Source organism: Nostoc sp., assembly GCF_036919555.1.
Classification (GTDB): domain Bacteria; phylum Cyanobacteriota; class Cyanobacteriia; order Cyanobacteriales; family Nostocaceae; genus Nostoc.
In genome coordinates this window covers 1-15,217 of sequence record NZ_JBALCS010000070.1, presented here as the reverse complement: position 1 = coordinate 15,217, position 15,217 = coordinate 1, and the positions used below count along the sequence as shown (strand labels likewise).

At 41.3% G+C, this 15,217-nt stretch carries 14 protein-coding genes; 3 read left to right on the top strand and 11 right to left on the bottom strand.

What is annotated here, in order from left to right; translation table 11 throughout:
* Positions 1-77 precede the first annotated feature (77 nt).
* From V7K36_RS18795 to fdxB, 7 genes are all read right to left on the bottom strand, one after another.
* The gene (locus V7K36_RS18795) at positions 78-596 is read right to left on the bottom strand and encodes an ArsC/Spx/MgsR family protein (protein WP_335118193.1); all 519 of its coding nucleotides are present in this window, start codon (positions 594-596) and stop codon (positions 78-80) included.
* Between the two features lie 95 nt (positions 597-691).
* Positions 692-1,303, bottom strand: a complete 612-nt coding sequence (locus V7K36_RS18790; RefSeq protein WP_335118191.1) for a cupin — start codon at positions 1,301-1,303, stop codon at positions 692-694.
* Positions 1,304-1,661: 358 nt separating this feature from the next.
* Positions 1,662-2,147: a hypothetical protein gene (locus V7K36_RS18785; RefSeq protein ID WP_335118189.1), complete on the bottom strand. Its 486-nt coding sequence runs from the start codon at positions 2,145-2,147 to the stop codon at positions 1,662-1,664.
* 192 nt (positions 2,148-2,339) lie between these two features.
* Complete coding sequence (locus V7K36_RS18780; RefSeq protein ID WP_334828734.1) at positions 2,340-2,936, bottom strand: cytochrome c oxidase subunit 3; 597 nt, start codon at positions 2,934-2,936, stop codon at positions 2,340-2,342.
* A 383-nt stretch (positions 2,937-3,319) separates the two neighbouring features.
* Positions 3,320-5,008, bottom strand: a complete 1,689-nt coding sequence (gene ctaD / locus V7K36_RS18775; RefSeq protein ID WP_335118187.1) for a cytochrome c oxidase subunit I — start codon at positions 5,006-5,008, stop codon at positions 3,320-3,322.
* 50 nt (positions 5,009-5,058) lie between these two features.
* A complete protein-coding gene (locus tag V7K36_RS18770; RefSeq protein ID WP_335118186.1) occupies positions 5,059-6,051 on the bottom strand; it encodes a cytochrome c oxidase subunit II in 993 nt (330 codons plus the stop codon).
* Between the two features lie 466 nt (positions 6,052-6,517).
* On the bottom strand, positions 6,518-6,811 hold the full coding sequence (fdxB, locus tag V7K36_RS18765) for a ferredoxin III, nif-specific (protein ID WP_335118184.1): 294 nt from the start codon (positions 6,809-6,811) through the stop codon (positions 6,518-6,520).
* A gap of 1,146 nt (positions 6,812-7,957) precedes the next feature.
* Between fdxB and V7K36_RS18760 the strand changes: the two genes are divergently transcribed.
* Positions 7,958-9,553, top strand: coding sequence for a helix-turn-helix domain-containing protein (locus V7K36_RS18760; protein WP_334828812.1), 1,596 nt, complete (start codon positions 7,958-7,960; stop codon positions 9,551-9,553).
* 298 nt (positions 9,554-9,851) lie between these two features.
* Here V7K36_RS18760 and V7K36_RS18755 read toward each other — a convergent pair whose 3' ends face one another.
* Positions 9,852-10,829 (bottom strand): sucrase ferredoxin, encoded by a 978-nt coding sequence (locus tag V7K36_RS18755; RefSeq protein WP_335118182.1) that lies wholly within the window; start codon positions 10,827-10,829, stop codon positions 9,852-9,854.
* 869 nt (positions 10,830-11,698) lie between these two features.
* On the opposite strand from V7K36_RS18755, the gene V7K36_RS18750 reads away from it, so the two are divergent.
* Positions 11,699-12,469, top strand: coding sequence for a Mut7-C RNAse domain-containing protein (locus tag V7K36_RS18750; protein ID WP_335118181.1), 771 nt, complete (start codon positions 11,699-11,701; stop codon positions 12,467-12,469).
* Between the two features lie 4 nt (positions 12,470-12,473).
* Here the strand turns inward: V7K36_RS18750 and V7K36_RS18745 are convergent, their stop codons facing one another.
* Positions 12,474-12,695 (bottom strand): hypothetical protein, encoded by a 222-nt coding sequence (locus tag V7K36_RS18745; protein WP_335118179.1) that lies wholly within the window; start codon positions 12,693-12,695, stop codon positions 12,474-12,476.
* A 111-nt stretch (positions 12,696-12,806) separates the two neighbouring features.
* On the opposite strand from V7K36_RS18745, the gene V7K36_RS18740 reads away from it, so the two are divergent.
* Positions 12,807-13,766 (top strand): ROK family protein, encoded by a 960-nt coding sequence (locus V7K36_RS18740; protein ID WP_335118177.1) that lies wholly within the window; start codon positions 12,807-12,809, stop codon positions 13,764-13,766.
* A 122-nt stretch (positions 13,767-13,888) separates the two neighbouring features.
* On the opposite strand, the gene V7K36_RS18735 is transcribed toward V7K36_RS18740, so the two are convergent.
* Both V7K36_RS18735 and V7K36_RS18730 read right to left on the bottom strand, forming a co-directional pair.
* Positions 13,889-14,614 (bottom strand): hypothetical protein, encoded by a 726-nt coding sequence (locus V7K36_RS18735; RefSeq protein WP_335118175.1) that lies wholly within the window; start codon positions 14,612-14,614, stop codon positions 13,889-13,891.
* 18 nt (positions 14,615-14,632) lie between these two features.
* Positions 14,633-15,010, bottom strand: a complete 378-nt coding sequence (locus V7K36_RS18730; RefSeq protein ID WP_335118173.1) for a hypothetical protein — start codon at positions 15,008-15,010, stop codon at positions 14,633-14,635.
* Positions 15,011-15,217: the final 207 nt, after the last annotated feature.

Here is a 15,217-nt window from a genome sequence, read left to right as displayed (position 1 = left end):
CTTGTGGGGCGGGCAAGATGCCCACCCCACAAGAAGTAGTTGAGTATTTTTTTATTTGCAAGTCCCAAAGTCGTGTACTAATGGTTACACTTGCCTTGCTTTTGGTGTTGTTGAGAACCGTGACCGTGATTACAGTCACCTTGCTGATTAGGCTGATTATAACTACGATCTTGACCGTGGGAGCAGTTTTGCAAATCTTGCTTCATCAGGTTTTCGCTCATTTCCTGCAAGGATTCGTCCACTGGCTTTAAGCCAATCCAAGCATCAATCTTTTGTACATCGAATCCTACCTCGCGACGATTGCCTATTTCTAACAAAGGACGGCGAATTAACAGTGGCTCTCTCAACATCAACTGCAAAGCGGTTTCTGCATCAATTTTTTCAGGAACCACCTCACCAGATTTTACCTTTGGGGAGGAAGGATTAAACCATTCGGCTACGGGGCGATCGCCAAAAAATGAACGCAACCGCTCAACTGTCCAAGGTTCTGTTAGCAGGTTGTATGCTATCACCTCATGACCAGCAGCTGTTAGCAAAACTTTTTGCTTAGTACCACCTTGACAGCCTGGTTTGCTATAGAAAATTACTCTTGCCATTTAACTATCTCCTAATTACTCAATTGTTTGTAATTGGCGCTTTAGCGCGAAAGCGCCAACTATGAACCGATGAAATTAATCCTGACGATTCCTAATCAAAAATTCCTAGCCTGATGGGTAACTGAGTCGAATTCAAATCTCTCTTTTGGATCAGTTTCGCCGTAAATGTTAAAAGTCACAGTTGGTTCATCACCCACAGCTTCTACACTGTGAATTGCATCGGGAGTAAAGCTAATAATGTCTCCTGGAAATAGAGTTATTTCTCCCGTCGCTTCAATTTTGTCCTGAAAATCTGGGCTATGGGTGCGTCGCCAAAAAGTATTTTTTTCCTGACCTTTTAACACCGCCACTATTCCCCATGTCCCATGATTATGAATGTTTGATCGGGTTCCCGGTGCAAATGTTACTGTTTGCACTGTCAACGGAAAACCCAATTCGTCATATAGGAGTAAAACAGAGGTTCCCGTTGTGGGCGAAGCCTCTAAATGTTGACTTCGCACCCAGTAGGAATTTACAATCAAGCGCTTTACGAGCATCCGAAGTTCTGGTAGACGACTGGCTTCATCGTCAACGCTATTGAGAACATCTTCCACCTCTGTTAAAAACCGATAAAAGCGGTAATTCTCTCTCAATAAATCCCATGCTCTTACAGATTTACAGGCTTGATACTGACCATCCCCTGTTAGCAGCCAATCCCTATCTTTCATAACTTTTAAATTGATAGGTGATAAGATTGGATGACAAGGATCGGAGAGACATTAGGAATACTGCCCAGATCAACTTTAGTAGGTATGGTGACAGCAGGAAAGATAGAGTTACTATTAGTGGCAGCTCCCAACAGAGAGTAAGAGGAATATGACGTAGTAGAAAACCAATTGTTCATGATTGTTCACCTTGATTATTGACTAAAAGGGCATTGGGCATTGGGCATTGGGCATGGGGCATGGGGCATGGGTTATTCTCGTTGTCTGCTTGTCCCCTTGTCTCCCTTGTCTCCCTTGTCTCCCTTGTCTCCCTTGTCTCTCCCACTCTTCACTCTTTCTTGTAGAGAAGCGCATTGAGTGATTAATCATCATCTTCAGCTGGACGTGTCAAAATATCCAGGAGAATCCCAGAACCAAAATCATTCTTTTCGTCTATCTCTTTGACTTTGGTGCTGATTTCTTTTGCTTGCTCTATCGCTCCTAACTTTGCTAGTACTAATCCAGAAGCAGCATAAGCATTTAAGTACAATCGAATTTGTGGGTCTTCTTTGCGATTGACTAATATAAGCTTAAGTTGCTCCCAGTCATCAGGCAACTTTTCTATTTCTTTAATTTTATCTAATAATTTGAATGTTGTTTGCAAAGCAAGAGAATAATTATTTTTATAATAGAAATATCTATATGCTGCTACTAATACATCTGTATTTTCACAAGTTCGGTCTAAAGCTTGTAGAATATACTTTTCAGATTCTGATGTATTTTCCCAGGTTTGTGCAGCTAAAATTAATAGGTTTTTGATGTCCTCTGGAACCTGGAACCATGAGAATTTGTTTGCATCAAGTTGCATAATTAACTCCTGAATGGGGAGTAGCTTGAATCTGGTAGGGTGTGTTATGGACATTAGTCCTAACGCACCGAAAATCTGGGATGGTGCGTTAGCCTACGGCATAACACACCCTACAAAACTAAATGGGGAGTAGGGGTGATGAGGAGGAAGAATTAATAACCAATGCCCCATGCCCAATGCCCCATGCCCAATTTAAAACAATGTGAGAACGTACACCAAGGTAAAGAGAACAATCCAAATAATGTCTACGAAGTGCCAGTAAATTTCTGCCATTTCGATGAAAGTATGATTGGTTGCAGAATATTCACCGGGACGACGCGATCGCCACAATACGCGTAATATCAATAACAGTCCCACAAAAACGTGCAAACCGTGGAACCCTGTCATGATATAAAAGCAATTGGCGAAGACGTTGGTAGTCAGACCATATCCTAATGTTGAGTACTCATAAACCTGACCACCTAAGAAAATTGCTCCCATGATTGCAGTAATTGCATACCACAGTTGCATTCCCTTAACGTTATTCTTTTTAATCGCCGTATCACCAAAGTGAATGACGAAACTACTAGACACCAGAATAATGGTGTTAATTGTTGGCACAAGTAGTTCTACTTCACTCCCTTCTGGAGGCCAAACTGCTGTAGTACCTCGGAAAAACAAATAAGTGGCAAAAAATCCTCCAAACATCAGCGATTCAGAGGCGAGAAACGTCAACAATCCCCAAACTCTTAAATCTGGATGTTCTTCGTGTCCTGTACTGTGATCTTCGCTTGTCGTAGCTATGGTCATATTGTTTACCCTCAAAGGTGAAGCGTCGGGCAATTCAATTGTTCACAGTCCTGATTTGCTTGTGGGATGGGTGTTTCACTTGTCTTAAATTAAGCCAACCCCACAAGAGTTATTTCTTAACTCAGTACAGCATTTCATTAATTCGTAGCGAATTAAATTTGGCAATACCGGACAATGTTAATGCTTCGGTCTGCATTGTGAATGCATCGGCTTGCATTGTGAATGCATCGGTCTGCATTGTGAATGCATCGGTCTGCATTGTGAATGCATCCGCTTGCATTAGACATCTCCAGAAATGAGGTATCGGCCCTGACTGCACAAGCCTTTTATATTCTTTTTCGGAGATGTCTATTAAAAACGCTACGCTTTTACGCAAAGCCGTACTAAGCAGTAGCTTCCGGCGTTGCAGATGGCTGTATTTCAAGCCTGTTATCATGACCGTAGTCATAAGGCCCATGAGTGACAACCGGCAACACTTCCCAGTTTTCAATTGCAGGTGGTGAGCTAGTTGTCCATTCTAAGGTCAAAGCTTGCCAAGGATTATCACCTGCCAAAGGTCCTTTGAGCCAACTGTAGATCATGTTAATGGCGAAAGGAATTACCGATATCCCCAAAACAATTGAACCAAAGGTACAAATTTGATTGAGGTCGATAAATTGGGGGTCATACATTGCCACGCGTCGGGGCATTCCTTTTAAACCCAACTCGTGCATGGGTAAAAAGGTCAGATTCGTGCCGATGAAAGTGAGGGCAAAGTGAATACGTCCCCAGGTTTCATTTAACATTCGTCCGGTCATTTTGGGGAACCAGTGATAAATACCGGCGTAGATGCCAAACACGGAACCGCCAAACAGAACATAGTGAAAATGTCCTACTACATAATATGTGTCGTGGACGTGAACATCAAAGGGGGCTGTTCCCATCGTCACACCGCTTAAGCCGCCCATGACAAACATGGACAATAAGCCAATGGCGAAAAGCATCGCACTGGTGAAGCGGATTTTACCACCCCAAAGAGTAGCAACCCAGGCAAAAATCTTCACGCCAGTCGGAACTGCAACTATCAGAGTGGAGATGGTGAAGAACATCCGCATCCAGCCGGGTGTACCACTGGTAAACATGTGGTGTACCCAGACGAACAAACCCACAACGCAGATGGCTACACTAGAATAAGCGATCGCTTTATAACCAAAGATGGGCTTGCGAGAGTGAACTGGAATTACCTCCGACATGATGCCGAAGATGGGCAGAATCATTAAATATACTGCCGGGTGGGAATAAAACCAGAATAAGTGTTGATAAATTACAACGTTACCGCCTGCATCTGGTTTAAAGAAGGAGGTGCCAAAGTTGAGGTCAAACAACAGCAGAATTAAACCTGCTGCTAATACAGGTGTGGAGAGAAGTGCCAGCAGGGAGGTTGCCAAGATTGCCCAGCAAAACAAGGGTACTTGATCCCATTTCATGCTGGGAACCTTCATCATCAAAATGGTGATCACAAAGTTCAGTGAACCCAAAATTGAAGAAGTTCCCACTAAGACGATCGCCAGTATCCACATAGTTTGGGCGATTGGTGCTGTCACCAAGCTCAAAGGTGGATAAGCTGTCCAACCAGATTGCGAACCGCCAAAGATAAAACTACCTAATATCAGCGCACCGGCTGGTGGATTTAACCAAAAGGCGACTGCATTCAGCTTCGGGAAAGCCATATCCCTAGCACCGACCATCAAGGGGACTAAATAGTTACCAAATCCCCCAATGGCGCTAGGGACAATCCACAGGAAGATCATGATCGTCCCGTGATTGGTCATGAAAGCGTTATACAGATTGGGGTCGAGTACGTCTGATTCTGGTGTTGCTAATTCGACCCGCAGAGCGATCGCCATCAGTCCACCGATCAGATAGAATACAAACGCTGTCACTAGGTATTGGATACCAATAACCTTGTGGTCAACATTAAATGTAAAATAGTCTTGCCATTTCCACGCCTGCGGATGGGAGGTGTGGCCAGCCACCATTTTCGGTTTATTTTCTTCTGGTGGAGTATTCCGGGGAAATTCTACCTGCGTCATATTTTTTACCACTATGCGCGACTCTTGCACAGACGCGATTAATCGCGTCTCTACTGTTGACCAATGACCAATGACTCTAGAGTTGCTGCACTAATTCCCATATCATGGGTGTGGGGCGCGAGAAACTCTGATGTTGATAAGTCGGCTGGATTAATTGCAACGACTTGATTTTGATTTTGCTGTTGAGCAATCTGGTTTTCTGTCCGCCAGCTTTTATATTCTTCTGGTGTGTGGACAATTACCTGTGTCCGCATTGAACCGTGATAACCACCGCATAACTCAGCACAAACTACGGGATATGTACCTGGTTTGGTGGCGACAAATCGTAGTTCGGTAGGGATACCGGGAAGTGCATCTTGTTTCAGGCGGAAGTTTGGCACCCAGAATGAGTGAATTACATCTTGTGCTGAAAGGTTGAGTTGCACATCAGCACCGACGGGTATGTGCAATTCCCCAGAGGTAATCCCACTATCGGGGTAATTAAATATCCAGGCGTACTGTATGCCTTTGACATCAACAATTAAATCGGCTGGTTTGTCTAGGGTTTCAGGAGATGCACCGATGCCAATTGTTGGGGCAATTGATGGGGCAGTTGTTGCTTGGGAAGTATCGCTTAATGTGCCTGCCAGAGCACTCCCCGGCATGTGAGCAACATGAGCTGCTGAATGAGGATGACCCGTAGGATCAAAGCCTCCCATTCGGTTAAAAACATCTACACTGTAAATGCCCAAGAGGAGGACAATCACTGTTGGAATTGCTGTCCAAAAGACTTCTAAGGGAACGTTGCCTTCCACTCGCACGCCATCGGTATCATCACCGGGACGGCGACGAAACTGAATCAAAAAAACTACAATGGTTCCTTCTACCACTAAGAAGAGTGCGATCGCAATGGTAAACATGACATTGAAAAAACCATCTACCAAAGGCGCTTGAAGCGAAGCTTGCACCGGCATCAGAGTGTGATTCTGACCAATCCAAATGCTGATTGCTGTAACTACTATTCCAGCAACCAGAGTCCATAATGAAACAGGAACTTGTTGCATACATGCTACCTGCTTTGTAAACCATCTTTAAACGTGTGATTTTCTGGCGATTGGGCATTGTTATCCATTCCCCATTCCCTACTCCCCATTCCCTTTTCACTTATTAACTTTCTAACGTGCAGCCATAAAAAATGGGGGAAACTTCCAGATTTTTTCCATATCTTTCCCCCAGAAAATTACAAATTATATTTCAACTCCTATGACAAAGTTAGCCCCCTGCTTTCAGAAAAGCTAGTTGTTTCAAGAGGGCACTGTTGGCTCTAATATTGATTAGGCTATATTAGCAGCAAGTTTAAATTTGTTAATAGCTAACATTTTGTGATTTACGGATTTGTTTACTGTAAACTATTTCTGAGTTCCGGTAAATATTTAGTATTCCCCTCAAGTTACCTTGCCTAGCGCATTTGCGCTTTATACAAACAGTGCCCCCTTGATTGAACAACAATTTTGACTAACTCTAAAAACCTTAATTGTTTAATGCAACATGGGTGTAGCAGTTCTTGGGACAAATCCGTGAACACGCTTCACAACCAATACAGTTATCTGGAGAAGTAACTGCCATTACTTTCCGTTCAACTTCTTCATCATCTTCATCTTCTACAAATTCACCTTCTTCATTCAGCGCTTTCAAACCTAGCACATTGTACCCGCATACTTTAACGCATCTGCCACAGCCGATACATTTTTCCTTGTCAATTTCATGAGCAAATTTTGGTGTCCAAGTCTTACCGCCAAATGTCAAACCTGTTAGTTGTGCCATGAATAAATCCTCGGCAATTTTGCCTGTCAATCTGTTTGTGCATTAATCATCATATTATCCTAATCTTTTATTTTTTTGTATTTAAAACTTACTTTTCTCTCATCAAAATTCGATGACTTTGAACACAATGCTAAATTATTTTTTATTTCAAATAATAGATGAAAATTATTACCAATAATATATTTTCCTTGTTCCCATGCAGAGCATAGGAGCGCATTCATTAGACCTCTTGCAAAAGTCCCTAACACCCCACCCCCAACCCTTCCCCGCTCTTCGGGAGGGGAGCGTTTGCTTTACTCAAATGCGGGGTGGATTCTTAATTTTTGATTTATGCAAGAAGTCTATTGAGTCTCTGACTCAATTTCTGACAGCAGCCCCTAATCAGGCATTCCCATGCTCTCCATAGGAACCAGAGAAGGAAAAATTGGGGTAAAGCCTCGTGTAGATGCAGTTTTATTATTTCCAGCAAATGCAACTATATCTATAACAGTGATGATATTTTTTTCAAATATATTTAGGTTTAGGCAAATAAATATAGACTAAAAGTATACATATATACAAAACTAGATGTTCATTAGTTACAATTTGATATATGCAATATGTATTTTATCAAGCAACAATTTTAAATTTATTTGATTCAATTATTTAGATAAATGGTGACAAAAGGAATATTATGATTTCACCTCAATAAACAGAATTAATTTATGAAGAAACTGTAAACTTGATGGCAGAATATTACCCTACATTAAATATTAAAATTATTAATAAATCAGATGATTTCCAATTGCAATAGGTTTGATTTTTCCTGAGAAACACCTTGAGTAAGCTTTTATAGTCAAATCTAAAATCTTCATTAAGTACCTAATAAAATAAATGTTAAGATTTTTTCCTAAGCTCAGTACGAACAAATTAATCATTTTTTTCATGAAATGTATAGTTAATAAGAAGTTTTATTAGGCTCAGTTTTAAAGCCTTAAATAGCTCCAATTTGATGCGAAGTAAAAATATGGATGTGGGGATTGAGTGTGGTGAGAAAAGGTGATTCTCGCCAGAAAGATAATGTGGTAGCGAATCATGAATAAACAGGACTCATCCAGGGGAGACCTGAGCCAGACATCTCAACGATTAGAGTGGGAAAAGAGCCAAATGCCTTATACAATTCCTAACAACAGTTGCGTTGGATGTGACAACTGCCGCCCCCAATGTCCTACGGGTGCAATCAAAATAGAGAACAATGAATACTGGGTTGATCCTGGTCTTTGTAATAATTGTGAGGGCTATTATCCAGAGCCGCAATGTGTAATAGCTTGTCCAAGTAATTCTCCCATTCCTTGGCAGGCGAAAAAGGGGAGATGCAAAATTGAACCGAGAGATGCTACCAGCTTAGACTTGTTTTCTAACGGCAAGAATAACCCATTTGCTTCAGCGATCGCCATTTGGGAAGCTTGTAATGTACTGGCGCAACGCACATCTCTACATTGGGAAAATGATGAAGACGGTTACTTGTGTTACAGCCGACAAGTCAACCAAGGCCGAGGTGCGATCGCTTTTCACATCCAAGATCCATTCAAAGTTAACGACAAGGCCACAGATTTAGCAGCAATTGAGGGGCTTGATATCAGAGCCGCTTGCATACATCTGATTTTTGCAGCTTATGCCACAGCCTTAGATCAACCTTGGGAGCAAGAATTTGCGATCGATGAGCGACAAATTGAGAAATATTTGGGGATGGAGAAACGCAAAGATTTGAGCAAAGCTGCCAAGCTAGCTTTAATGAAAAATATCGTTCAGCAAGCTTGCTCCCTGATTATCTCCATTGACTGGCCTCAACAAGGTCGAATTAACGGATTCTCTATTACAGGTAGCCGTTTGTGGCACTTAGTAGATATTCAGCACCACTTTCAAGAAGACAATCTCGGATGCAAATATCTTATTGGGCTAACTTTTAAAGTAAAAGCAGGCATTTGGGCACAATATTTCTTAAACAAACAAGCATGTAAAGAGCGAACCGCATTCTATCAATACGGCAGTCTCCCGAAAACAGTGCTAACCACAGTCATGAGTATTTGGCAACAACATGAAGGCGCAGTCCGACTAATGCTGTGGTTGCTCTTTAAAACCAAAATGGGCAAAGAACAACGCATTACCATTCCAACCTTGCTGCGTATTGCTTACGGTGAGGAAAAAGTCGCCCTTGCATCCAGACAACGGGAAGAACGTAAACGTCTGCTGCGAACTTTTGAAAGCGATTTGGAAATTCTCAATCACTATGGAATGAAACCACTTTTCGATCCAGTTACCTACCCATCAGAAATTCAACCTTTATGGGCAAAGTTAGTTGATCTTCCCGAAGATCCAGATGAAGCATTGGAATTTTGGACTAATGACGGTGGTGCTGAAACTCGCCTCACAGACACAGGCCCCCGTGGTAAATGGAATCTGCTAATGAATGCGCGAATTTTGGCTTTTGAACTCCCACCAGAATGGGAACAGCAAATTTCTGAATCGGAAAAAAAGCAACGACGAACTGCTAAAGCCAAAAGGAAGCCCAAAACTACAAATGATTTACTGGGTGAACAGATTTTGCAGGCGCGCAAAAATTTGAATCTCTCCCAAAGGGAGTTAGCAAAGCTTACAGGTAAAAGTCAAAGCTGGATTCGAGATATCGAAAATGGTCGTTTAAAAGCCAAATTAGAAGACCAAGTACTGTTACGGAAAGTCTTAAATATGGCTTCATCTTAATTTTGGATTTTGAATTTGGAATTTAAACGCAAAGGGAAGGCAGCGCAGTCTTCTCCCAAGGGGAGACGCTAAAAGCGATGGGGGTTTCCACGCCACTTGCTTTATGCCGGGGAAGCCGTCCACCGCAGTGGCTCCCCATGAGCGACTGCCGTCGCAAAGGGAACCGCAGAGGAACGCAAAGATTTTGTTACGAATTTTTGCAATGTTATACTAAATATAGCGTTTGATTAATTCATAGCGAACTAAATTTGAATTTGGCAAGACTCTGCGTCCCTTTACATTTAAAAACACTACAGTTTTATGTACTATAACTCATAACTTTACTAGAGGTAAGCCAGAGACTATCTACAGCATATTTAGTAACTACCAACTCTTGTGTAGCATTGCATGAACTCTTCAGTTGTTGAGTCTTGGTTCCATCTTTCACAAGTTTAGCCTGGTAAGTGTAGAGAGAACCAGAAGGCTTTTCAAAACTTAATTCAGCGAGAATAGTATTATTGTCTAAACTTTGCTCCAAAATTTTGCCTGCAACTTTGTAGTTAAACCAATCCCATCCGTTAACGAGGGTTAGCTCTTTTTCCAATATCTGAAGTGCAGCAGGCAGAATTCCCCAGCCTCGATAGACTTTATTTAGGCATTGAATATCGCCAGTCCGGGTCAAAATCGATCTGAATGAATCTTGATCGAGAACACCGTAATATCTTCCTTCTGGCAAGTCTATAACTGTTGGTGCAAACCGATGTCCACCAAAGTGCGATGATTTCCAAATTCGCACATTCTCCAAGCACAAATCAGCAATAGTCGCTGTTAACTTGAAGTAAAAGGGAGCGCCATATCTGGCACAGCACTTATCATGGCTACCGTGAGTACACACTAAAATATCTCTAGTTGTACTAGTTTCTACCTCAGAATTAGAATTGATACCCCATAACCATTTTTGGACAACTGCTGCTACTTGCTCAATATTTGCTAGCTTAAACTCTTGCTTACAGAAACCATTACTCAGCCCCTCTTTTCTTTGATAAATCAAAAGTGTAGTGTAGTTTACTTTGTGTGATATATCATTAGCAATTAAGAGGAATCTAATTGGTAGTTTAGCACGCTTCACTTCTTCTACCAAAATCCTCAAATTCTGAGGCACCCACTTGGAATTAAAGGCTTCTGATGTCCAAGGTAGAGGACACTCAACTAAAATATAGGTTTGGTAATTGGTGGCATTACCAATAATATCTTCTCCTGCTTGCCGTGAATTATCAGAACAAAAAACAGTATTCATCTAGCTATACTCATTAGCGTATTTTTTGGACAAAAGGTATTAGAAACTACAATTGTGTTCTTAGCTACAATATCCTTAACTTAAGGAGATAAAAAAGAACAATATGTATTTGCCAGTTCAAACTAGGTAGCCATTTTATAACATCATTTCTAATCAACCTCTTCCCCGTTAATAAATTCTCCACAATAGAGATAAAGAGTGTCAAGAGATATTTTTCCGTAGTAGCGGCGTTAATTTTGTATCTAGTTTTATAGTTATCTGGTATTTCATAAATTTTCACTTGCGGAAACTCGGTTTTTTTGAAGTTGGTTTTTTTGGCAAAATCAAATATATTACTTGATAAACAGTTGCTACTTTAGCAAGACAATACTGTTTTAAGACTTTTTCCACAGTATCTGCTTTTAATGTATCTGTAGATTTATACATATTGCGAAATATTCTCAATTAGCTGAGAAAAATAAAAATAATTAAATCAGGGGTAAATGCTTTACTACCCCTTAATCCATGCGCGATAAGTTAATGAGCAAAACTAGTGACTAATTATTAATAGCGTCACTAACATCAACAAACCTGGTATTTAGCCCTTTATCTCATCTAACTTCCTGAAGCTCTTGTCAGGGTTTGATGATAGGCATCTACTTTGACTGTAGCTGAAGTGAATAATAAATGCAAGTATTTGATAATCTTTATAATTTCTTTACAATTTATCGCCTCCAGGAGGTTGGTTAAATGAAGGTTAACAGACATTTTATAATGGAGATAGCTGACTAGAACAAGCATTGATACTTTCAATATAATAGATAGACTTTTGCAATTGTGACAAATTGTTGCTAGTAAGGGCGCACTTACTAATCCAAATATCTGTAGCTATGGCGATCGCATATTTCTACTTTCATGCAGAATTGAATCATTTTTTACCACGGCATCACAAACAGGTGAGAATCTCTCATTTTTTTGAGGAGAAAGCCTCAATAAAGGACATGATTGAGTCGTTGGGTGTCCCTCATCCAGAAGTTGATTTTATAAATGTTAATGGTGAATATGTAAATTTTTCTTACATAGTTGCGGATGGAGATACTATCAATGTTTATCCCATTTCAGCTAGGAGTGTTATTATACCAAGCGTTTTTGTTCTGCCAAAACCGCTCAATATTATCCGCTTTGTTTTAGATATTCATTTGGGGAAGCTTGCGACATCTCTACGACTTTTAGGTTTTGATACTTTATACCGCAATGACTACGAGGATGAGAAATTAGCCCAAATATCCTCCGGCCAAGCGCGGATTCTCTTGACGCGTGATAAAGGTCTATTGATGCGTAGTTTGGTAAAGCACGGGTATTATGTTAGAAACACTAACCCTCAACAACAAATCATAGAAGTACTGCAACGCTTCGATTTATTTGAATTAATTGCACCATTTAAACGGTGTTTGCGCTGTAATGGATTATTAGAACCTGTAGATAAGCAATCCATTATTGACCAAGTACCAGAAAATGTGCGATGCCTACGGCGGCAAGCTACGCAGATTGATCAATTCCAGCGTTGCCAAGACTGCGATCGCATTTATTGGAAAGGGTCGCATTATGAACGATTACAACAGTTTATTGATGGAATACTCAACTCACAAAAAGGTGAGTAACTATTTACCCAGCTGAAATATTCCCACTAATTATTTGACTACCGCCGATTCTGGGATCTTCATCTTCGTGATTCAAATCATCAGGAGTGGGGTTTTGCTTACTCTGTCCACTAACTTCTTCTGGTTCAATAGCATCTGCCTCTTGAGCTTTATCGATATCAAGAGAGCGAGGAGGTTCTTTGGCGTGAGATAAATCGATGAGTGGATCGGGTTGCTGAGTAGTCATGAGTTGCTAAATAATAGTGTAGTTTTTTCTAGTGTTCAATGTATCTTGAGCGTAAACATCTTTCTGAAGAAAGAAACTACGTTGTGTGATGGTGTAAGAAAAGGTGAGTAAATGAGATTAATTTTAGCTCTCGATTTTGGCGGAACTAAGCTGGCGGCTGCATTGGGAAATATTGGTTCTAGAAAGTGGTTGCGTTATGAACGTCGTCTCTCGCCAGCGAATGCAGATGCTAGCACTGACTTGGAAATTATGCGATCGCTCATTTACTCGCTGCTGCAAGACGCAAAACCTGCTGCGATCGGTGTCAGCTTTGGGGGACCAGTGGAGGCTTCCACGGGGACGGTGCGATTATCTCATCATGTCACTGGATGGGAAAATATTCCCCTCAAAGGGTTGTTGGAGAAGGAGTTTGGTGTTCCTGTTGGTGTAGATAATGATGCTAACGTTGCTGCTTTGGGAGAACATCGTTTTGGTGCCGGTCAGGGATACGATAGCCTGTTTTACATAACTGTTAGCACTGGCGTAGGTGGTGGTTGGATACTCAACGGCCTGCCTTGGCGGGGTGCGGGTGGGATGGCTGGCGAAATTGGACATATCGTTGTAGATCCTGCTGGGCCAGTATGTTTGTGTGGTAAGCGGGGATGTGTGGAACGTTTGGCATCGGGGCCTTATATGGCGCAAAATGTTAGGGAAATTTTGGAAAACAAACCGCCAAGTCGCCAAGGAGGAGAAGTTTTGAGGGGTTTAGTTGGGGATGATTTAACGTTGCTGACAGGGCAGTTGGTAGCTGAAGCGGCGGCGGCTGGGGATGATTTAGCTAAGGAAGTTTTGCACAAAGCTGCTTGGGCAATGGGTGTGGGTATTGGCAATGTGGCGAATTTGATGAATCCACAGCGCTTTGTGTTGGGAGGCGGTGTGACGAAGGCAGGTGAGGATTTTTGGCAGGTGGTGCGTCAGGTAGCGCGGGAGACGGCTTTGCCAGAAGTTGATTTTGAAATTGTGCCGGCGTTACTAGGTGATGATGCGCCATTGTGGGGGGCGGTGGCTTTAGCAGAAATGGGGATGGCTTGAAAGGTAAAAAGGCGATCGCTTTTCTGTAGAGATTTTATGTGGACGATTGCATTATTTAACCTAAACAAATCAGGCAAACCAGTTAGCAGTAACATATATAGCAAGCAATAAAAAGTAGCAAATTACCTTCTCGGTTTTCGCCTGTAATGCCCATTTAAATTCACCAGCTTACCATTTCTCTCATAAGGCCCGATATATACATAATCACTTGTATTAGAAATTGTCTTATACTCTTTTGGCGTAATTCTTTGCTTTGTTGACCTTCTTAGAGGCTTTGGTGGTTTTTTTTGCAGAGGTGGGTATAGTGGAATTCGTTGTACCGATTTTTGAGATGGCGGTTGAGATAAGTTTCTCAGAGGAGGTTGTGCTTCCCTTTTTGGTGGCGCGTATGGGGGAGTTGGTTGTGCTGGTTTTTGATATGGCGGTTGAGATGAGCTTTGAGATGGTGTCTTTGTTCGTTGATTAACCCGTTGTTTGAATTTAGCGGCAGAAGTAGCTCTGATGTTGCTGACTTGATATCTTAGTTGATCAAAAGCAGGAAACTGATTTGTAATCTCAGGGTTTCTGTGAGCGAATTTCCCAAGTAAATCTTGAGCCAAAGCTGAGGTCGCAATTACGTTTTGAAGTTTGTATGTATCCTCAATAGCATTTAAATCTGCTAGTTTTTCACAAGAGAATTCATAAAATAGACCGAAGCTACTGGCTAATCCTCCAAACACCACCATAGCCCAGTATAATTGAGCGAGTTGTCCCAGAGTTATATAACCGACCATACACAATATGGCTAGTGTCCAACTCCAGTCAACTATTTCTTTAATCCGCTGAAAATGCTGGCGCAATGATAACATTTAAGGATACTGAAAAAGTTAACTCTGAGACGTAGATTTCTTTTGAGGTACTGTGCATTTCAAGAAAATAGGTTTAGGTCTATCAGGGTTACTTTTCAAATTTAAGTCCTGGTTATAAGGCTCACAATAATTTTTGGATATGCGAACTTTAACGTAGTCTGTAGTTGGTATTTGAACTCGGAAAGCACCTAAATTATCAGTTGTATCTGTATCAGATCCACTTTCAGATTCCACTATTACTTTTGCTCCAACTACAGGAGATTGAGTCGCTTCATCAAAAACGCTAACTTTTACACTACTTGAGTTTGGTACTGTAGAAGCTTTATTCTCAGCGCTTTCTTTATCTGAGACATTTAGCCCCGGAACGTGAGTTGCAGCCCCATAGCCTATAGTCAACAAGAGAAATCCAGTCAGGGCGTACCAAATAGGTTTCGGTATATTACTCAGATCCATATAGTTGGCAGATGCGGATGTGTATTGATTAGCAAAGTTAAATTCTAAACATACTTAGGGGTTGCTGAAAAAGTAATAAAAAAGCAAGATCAGGATTGGTTAGTTATTCAAGCAAGCCCTAAATATAAGTTTTTGTTGTTTTTGATTAGC

Coding starts and splice junctions, on each gene's coding strand:
- V7K36_RS18795 (WP_335118193.1), bottom strand. CDS start 596: ATGGCAAGAGTAATTTTCTATAGCAAACCAGGCTGTCAAGGTGGTACT.
- V7K36_RS18790 (WP_335118191.1), bottom strand. CDS start 1,303: ATGAAAGATAGGGATTGGCTGCTAACAGGGGATGGTCAGTATCAAGCC.
- V7K36_RS18785 (WP_335118189.1), bottom strand. CDS start 2,147: ATGCAACTTGATGCAAACAAATTCTCATGGTTCCAGGTTCCAGAGGAC.
- V7K36_RS18780 (WP_334828734.1), bottom strand. CDS start 2,936: ATGACCATAGCTACGACAAGCGAAGATCACAGTACAGGACACGAAGAA.
- ctaD (WP_335118187.1), bottom strand. CDS start 5,008: ATGACGCAGGTAGAATTTCCCCGGAATACTCCACCAGAAGAAAATAAA.
- V7K36_RS18770 (WP_335118186.1), bottom strand. CDS start 6,051: ATGCAACAAGTTCCTGTTTCATTATGGACTCTGGTTGCTGGAATAGTA.
- fdxB (WP_335118184.1), bottom strand. CDS start 6,811: ATGGCACAACTAACAGGTTTGACATTTGGCGGTAAGACTTGGACACCA.
- V7K36_RS18760 (WP_334828812.1), top strand. CDS start 7,958: ATGCCTTATACAATTCCTAACAACAGTTGCGTTGGATGTGACAACTGC.
- V7K36_RS18755 (WP_335118182.1), bottom strand. CDS start 10,829: ATGAATACTGTTTTTTGTTCTGATAATTCACGGCAAGCAGGAGAAGAT.
- V7K36_RS18750 (WP_335118181.1), top strand. CDS start 11,699: ATGGCGATCGCATATTTCTACTTTCATGCAGAATTGAATCATTTTTTA.
- V7K36_RS18745 (WP_335118179.1), bottom strand. CDS start 12,695: ATGACTACTCAGCAACCCGATCCACTCATCGATTTATCTCACGCCAAA.
- V7K36_RS18740 (WP_335118177.1), top strand. CDS start 12,807: ATGAGATTAATTTTAGCTCTCGATTTTGGCGGAACTAAGCTGGCGGCT.
- V7K36_RS18735 (WP_335118175.1), bottom strand. CDS start 14,614: ATGTTATCATTGCGCCAGCATTTTCAGCGGATTAAAGAAATAGTTGAC.